At 32.8% G+C, this 6,623-nt stretch carries 5 protein-coding genes and 1 tRNA gene; all 6 read right to left on the bottom strand.

All coding sequences use genetic code 11. The annotated features are described in order from the left end of the window. Positions 1 to 84: 84 nt before the first annotated feature. Complete coding sequence (locus ABUA27_RS02215) at positions 85 to 2,316, bottom strand: FtsK/SpoIIIE family DNA translocase (RefSeq protein WP_238634483.1); 2,232 nt, start codon at positions 2,314 to 2,316, stop codon at positions 85 to 87. A 46-nt stretch (positions 2,317 to 2,362) separates the two neighbouring features. Further along, positions 2,363 to 4,060 (bottom strand): ribonuclease J, encoded by a 1,698-nt coding sequence (locus tag ABUA27_RS02210; protein ID WP_349820139.1) that lies wholly within the window; start codon positions 4,058 to 4,060, stop codon positions 2,363 to 2,365. Positions 4,061 to 4,655: 595 nt separating this feature from the next. Next, positions 4,656 to 4,913: a DUF3592 domain-containing protein gene (locus tag ABUA27_RS02205; protein ID WP_022425557.1), complete on the bottom strand. Its 258-nt coding sequence runs from the start codon at positions 4,911 to 4,913 to the stop codon at positions 4,656 to 4,658. Positions 4,914 to 4,918: 5 nt separating this feature from the next. Further along, positions 4,919 to 5,413, bottom strand: coding sequence for a transposase (locus ABUA27_RS02200; protein WP_129981466.1), 495 nt, complete (start codon positions 5,411 to 5,413; stop codon positions 4,919 to 4,921). A gap of 150 nt (positions 5,414 to 5,563) precedes the next feature. Continuing rightward, positions 5,564 to 5,640: transfer RNA gene (locus ABUA27_RS02195), tRNA-Arg, on the bottom strand. Positions 5,641 to 5,768: 128 nt separating this feature from the next. Continuing rightward, positions 5,769 to 6,602, bottom strand: coding sequence for a histidinol-phosphatase HisJ family protein (locus ABUA27_RS02190; RefSeq protein WP_349820138.1), 834 nt, complete (start codon positions 6,600 to 6,602; stop codon positions 5,769 to 5,771). Positions 6,603 to 6,623 lie beyond the last annotated feature (21 nt).

Below are 6,623 nucleotides of genomic sequence, written 5' to 3'. Positions count from 1 at the left end.
ACAGTAACTATATTATCATATACTCTTCAAATTTAAAAGAAAAGACTGTTAACATTTAGTTTGTCAACAGTCTGAGAAGATACCTTAAATATCTTCTTCGCTATAACCTCGAATGTAAACTTCCCTTGGTTTAGAACCTATCTGTGGGCCAATAACACCATTTTGTTCTAATTGATCCATGATACGAGCTGCTTTATTGTAGCCAATTCTGAATCTTCTTTGTAATAAAGAAGTACTTGCACGTTGTTCTTTAATGACAAATTCACGGCATTCTTCATATTCTTCTTCTGTATCATCTAAAGAATCATTGACTGAAGAGCCACCATTGGACACTTCTTTCGCATTGACATAATTATCATCATAATTTGCATCCATCTGTTTAGAAACAAATTCTACAACACGACTTACTTCTTCATCTGCCACAAATGCACCCTGTACACGTACTGGTGAGCTAGAACCCATTGGACTAAAGAGCATATCCCCTTTTCCGAGTAGTTTTTCAGCCCCTGTTGCATCTAATATTGTACGTGAGTCAACACTTGAAGACACTGCAAAGGCAATACGTGATGGAATATTAGCTTTGATAACACCTGTAATAATATCAGTAGATGGTCGTTGTGTTGCGACAATAAGATGAATACCTGCAGCACGAGCCATTTGTGAAATACGCATAATACAATCTTCTACTGTTTTAGAAGCGACCATCATTAAATCAGCAACTTCATCTAAGATCACAACATGATAAGGCATGATTTCTTTTTTATCTTCATCATTAGCCTTTTCATTGAACGTTCTTGCATAAATATTAAAGGATTCCATATTACGCTGTCCATTCTCTGCAAAAACTTCATAACGTCTTTCCATTTCTGCAACAACCTGCTGTAATACACCTGCTGCTTTTTTAGGATCAGTGACAACAGGAGATAATAAATGAGGTACGCCATTATAATTAGATAATTCAACCTTTTTAGGATCCACAAGAATGAGTCTTACCTCATCTGGTGTTGCTTTCATAAGAATAGAAGTAATAATAGAGTTCACACAGACTGATTTACCTGAACCAGTCGCCCCTGCAATAAGTAAATGAGGCATCTTATTGAGTTCTGCGACAATAAGATTACCAGATACATCTTTACCTAGCGGAACAGCTAACTTGTTATCCCATGTATCATCACGCATGGAAAGCTGATAAACTTCATTAAATGGGACCATAGCGGCTGTCTTATTAGGTACTTCAATACCAACATAAGGTTTACCTGGAATAGGTGCTTCAATTCTAATTTCTTTGGCAGCTAATGCAAGCTGAATATCATCCTGCAACTGCAAGATACGATTAACTCGTGTACCTGCTTCTAGCTTAATTTCAAATTTAGTAACTGTAGGTCCAATATAGAGATGTACTACATTTGCATTGACACCAAATTCTTCAAACATGTTTTCAAGAATTTTTCCTGTATTTTTAGCATGTTTGGCTTCTTCTGATAAATTACCTGTATTACGAATAGGATTTAATATATCAAATGAAGGAAGCTGATAAACACCATCCTTGTATTCCATCTTTTTAGGTTTCTTCTTTTCAATATCTAAACGCATACTCTTTTGATTAAAAGTAAGATCTATATCAGGTTCCTTTAAAGGTTCTTTCTCTTCAAAAACTTTATCAGGGAAGAATCCCTTTTCTTTTTGTTTAGGTGCAAAGAAATCTTTCACTTTAGATGTTTTTTTCTTGTTTTCAAATACTTCTACTGCATCCTGTGCTTCCTTTTCATTCTGCTTGATCCTATATTGATGAATATACTTACTAGAGAATAATACAAGACCAGCAAGCAGTAAAATAATACCAAAAATAAGCGTTCCAATAGGAGAAAATAAAGCACTTAGTGGTGCATATAATAATGAACCTATTAAACCACCACTTGTTACACCATCATGTTTTATATAGTTATTCATACTACCTGTAGAATGCATATTACCTGCATATGTACAAATAAGTAAGATACCAATAATCATCATAACAAGCCCTATAGCTTGTGGTCCTTTCCATTGAGGTGCTTCTCCCTTTATAACAAAATAAGCAGATATAATAGAGAGTATAATAAGAATTGGATAAATCATCATACTACCAAAAATATAAACCATGAGTGTATGGAAGAATCCGCCTACTATTCCTAATTGACATATACTAATAAAGAATATAAACAATAAGAATAAGGCAATTAGTCTTACTTTGATCTTGTTAGATTTAGGTTCTTCTTGTTTTTTTGGCTGTTTGGATACAGGTGCTTTTTTAGGTTTCTTTGTTTTCTTTTCAGCCATGTTTTCACTTCCTTTCATAGTTTTAAAAAGCAGGAATAAATCCTGCTTATATTTCTACTACAACACCAATGAATACAGGTTTCTTACCTGTTTCTTTCATAATATAACGCATAGATAATTCTTTCATCTCATTACGTATATCTTGAACATCCATTTGAGGATCATCCTTTAATTTAGAAACAACACCCTCACAGATATTAATAATTTCTTTAATGACATAACCAGAATCTTTTAAATAAACAAATCCACGTGTCTGGCAGTCTGTCTGGGCAATGATTTCTTTCGTACGTGAATCAATAGTGACACCTACGACTACAATTCCATCATTAGATAACTGGATACGGTCATCAATAACCTTTTCTCCAACATCACCTACACCAATACCATCAATCATGACATCTTCGATTTCAATGACTTCACGATTTTCATCTAACTGTCCATTTTCAAAAGTACACTTCTCACCATTATCTAATATTACGATATGATCATTATCAATGCCCATTTCATTGGCAATATGTGCATTAGCTACAAAACGACGATATTCACCTTTGATTGGTACATAGTACTTAGGATTAAATAACTGAATAAATACTTTGATATCTTCGATAGATGCATGCATTGATGGTAATTCTTTATTTTTAAGAATGTGAACATCAGCAGGAGTTCTAAATAAATCATTTTGTGCTTTATTCGCAATTTTTTCAGTACCGGGAAGTACTGGAGAAGCAACAATAAATGTATCCCCTTCTCTGATTTTTAATAGTTCATCTCCACCATCTAAAATATCACAAATATCATTATAGATTGTATTAGGTGCACCACTTAAAAGAATAACATAGTTAGAATCCTTTGCAGGAATACCTACATTTTCTTTCTTACCTAGATATTTACTTGGAACAGTAATAACAGGTTCACGTGTTGTCTTTTCTAAACGAATAATACTATTTGTCTGATCATACTTATCACGACCATAGAAGACAATCTGACGATGATATTTCTTAGTAAGTTCTACGATTTCTTTTGTTCTAAAGACGTTCTGGGCATAAGAAGAAATAATAATTCTACCAGATGCATCTTCAAACATAGATTCAATCTTATTTGTAAGCTTATGATTTGGTGAAGTATAACCAGGATTACTTGCACCTGATGATTCAACCATTAAGGCAAGAACGCCCTTCTTTCCAATCTCCATCATCTTCTGGATATTACATCTAAATCCTTCAGGAGAACCAAAGTCAATAATGAATTCTCCACCATATACAACATATCCATCAGGTGTCCAGATGGCTACACCAACACTTCCAGGAATAGAATGTGTTTCAGGGAAGAATTCTACTGGGATACCAGCAATCTTAATAGATTCATCACGTTTTACACGAATGAGTTCCATATGAAGATTCTTTTTCTGATGTCTTTGATAATGATCAATCATCATTTCAATGAGGTCTGCAGTTAAATTAGGTGCATATACAGGAACACCCTGAATAGCATTTAATAAATAAGGTAATGCTGCCATAACATCATTATGTCCATGGGTGATAATGATGGCGATAATATCCTTCTTTCTTTCAATTAAATAATCAAAACTTGGAATGATGATATCAACACCAAGCTTATCTAAATCCGGAAAACGGTAACCTGCATCAATGATGAAAATCTTTCCGTTTACTTCTATACTGTACATACTCTTGCCTACTTCGGCTTGTCCACCTAGAGGCATGATTTTAACATTATTGTGTTTCATAATACTCCTTTCAATATGTTCAACCTATCACATTTAATATATTTTAGCATATCTTTCTACTCTTCTCAAATAGAAGCAGTTATAATGAAGCAGGAGGTTTTTATGGTACATATCATTTTTCTTATAATACTGGCATATTTTGCATCCAGACTCAGTTTAATACATAATAATTTATCTGGAGTTATGAGCATGCCACAATATCATTATCCAATGCAGTGCTTTTTCTTTGTGTTTTTAATCTATTACTGGTATCAGTTATACCAAATCACGAAACGTAAAGCACTTGTCCATATATCGGGTCTATGTCTTCTTATAAGTCTTTTTATGCCTTTTAAAAGATCAAGTCATGACTTCTTTTCAGAATGTCATACTTATATAGGTTTTATTGGAATTGTATTCATAGTCATTACTCTTGTAATGTTTCTCTATGATTTACATCAAACTCATACTTACTTAGCCTATAAGCTCCTGCAGCTATTGATATCATTATGTCTTATGTTAACGACTGTATTATACTTTCTTGCAGATATTACAGGCTTGTTTGAATGGCTATGCTTTCTATCCTTTATCATCTTCCTAGAAACTTATAAACATTCTATCTCGCATTATCTTTAAGATAAGCAGTACTTGGATGCTTTTCATCATAATAGACAGTGACTTCCTGTCCTACTCTTAAAGTACCTAACACAGGTACTTTTCTTTTAGATTTAAATAATAGTAATTGTCTTGCTGGCTTTAATACAGCTTCTTCTTTAAATGAATAAACATGATGATCAACCATATACTTTACAGTTAATGTAATCACCTGACCAGTATTCACTATATTAATAATTGAACCTGTTGTTTCTGTCATATAAATCACCCTGCTTTCGTTGGTATTATAGCACGATTTGAGTCATTCTTATTACTATAAGATACATTTTTTAATAAAGGATTTTCAGTTACTTCAAACATCTTCTTAATAATATCCTCCTGGATATTACATTCATCAATCATTTCTGTATTCTTAATAAGTATTGCAGCACTCTTAGTAGGAATAGTTACAAGCTGTGCAAGTTCTTTCTGAGTCACTCTACGCTTGCTTGTAAGACATAGATAAAGTCCTAAGACAAGAGAATTCGGATTATCTAGACATTCTGAAAAGACAGTATGTGCAAGTAAGTCTTCTTTATGTCCACAATGAGCACAGATGAAACATCTATTTTCCTCAGCATAAACATAATGAGAACTACCACATTCTTCACAAACAAAGCCTTGAGGCCATTTGATATTATAGAAGAAACGGATTCCTGCAAGAGAATCATTCATATAGATATTCATTAAACGATATAAAGAGTAATTATTTTTATTCATATTTATCACCAAAACCTTTCTACATCTATGATTATAAAGGATTTAGAAATAAAATGCGTTGAAGTATTTGCTCATAATGCCTATTTATAGGTGTTTTAAATATTTTTTTAACTATAAAAAAACCTCGGAATAACCGAGGTGATTTACAGATGGCGTCCACGAGGGGATTCGAACCCATGACCGCACGCTTAGAAGGCGTGTGCTCTATCCAGCTGAGCTACGTAGACATATCTCTTGACTGCTCATGTATAATAACATGCCAAGAGATGTATTGCAAGTGCTTTTTTACATAAAAATACGCATTATTTACACAAAAATATGAAAAAAATGTGCATTGTTCAATATAATTTGAATATCATAAATTATGAAACTCAGGAATCATTTTATTATATGTACAGTACTGTGTAAAGCCTAATGCTTTTAACTGCTTTTTAGTATCTTCTATATAGGCACCTAAATGATCTTCTTGATGACTATCACTCCCTATTGTGATAATAGTACCACCAAGTTCTAAATAAAGTTTTAGTATATCTTTAGAAGGCATTAAATCATCTAGTTTATAGCATATTGATGATGTATTGATTTCAATTCCCTTGCCATCTTTGATGACGATTTGAAGAATCTTTGTAATGATATCCTTATGCTTATTAAAGCTATCATAGCCATCATGATCATCATAACGCTTCATGAGATCCATATGACCTAGAACACTATAATTCTTATAGTTCTTTACTACATCATATAATTCCTGGTAGTATCGTGTATAATATTCTTCTTCAGTTCTCCCTTTTTGATAATCTCCGGTCCAGAATTCTAAATCATCTACCTGATGAATGGAAAGGATAATAAAATCAAAGGGATAAGCTTTAAATAAAGCTTCATATTGGGGAATTGTATGTACCTGGATACCAGATTCTAATCCTAGCTTAAGTGTAATTTGATCTTTATACTTTTCTTTTACATACAGATATTCTTTATAATACTTAGGATAATCAACATTGGTTATAGGTTGTCCATTGAGATATACAGGACCAAGAGGATCATCTACATCTCTTTTAATGCCATAATCTACATGATCAGTAAAACATAATTCTTTAATTCCTCTTTTTATACCATCCTTTACAACTTCTTCCATTTCATAAACAGAATCATCACTATAGATAGTATGTACATGATAATCACACAACATAGTTGTTCACCTCATTATTAT

The sequence above is a fragment of the Catenibacterium sp. RTP21428st1_D7_RTP21428_210409 genome (assembly GCF_040227455.1).
GTDB lineage: Bacteria > Bacillota_I > Bacilli_A > Erysipelotrichales > Coprobacillaceae > Catenibacterium > Catenibacterium mitsuoka_A.
This window is presented reverse-complemented; position numbering and strand designations above follow the sequence as displayed.

Coding starts and splice junctions, on each gene's coding strand:
- ABUA27_RS02215 (WP_238634483.1), bottom strand. CDS start 2,316: ATGGCTGAAAAGAAAACAAAGAAACCTAAAAAAGCACCTGTATCCAAA.
- ABUA27_RS02210 (WP_349820139.1), bottom strand. CDS start 4,060: ATGAAACACAATAATGTTAAAATCATGCCTCTAGGTGGACAAGCCGAA.
- ABUA27_RS02205 (WP_022425557.1), bottom strand. CDS start 4,913: ATGACAGAAACAACAGGTTCAATTATTAATATAGTGAATACTGGTCAG.
- ABUA27_RS02200 (WP_129981466.1), bottom strand. CDS start 5,413: ATGAATAAAAATAATTACTCTTTATATCGTTTAATGAATATCTATATG.
- ABUA27_RS02190 (WP_349820138.1), bottom strand. CDS start 6,602: ATGTTGTGTGATTATCATGTACATACTATCTATAGTGATGATTCTGTT.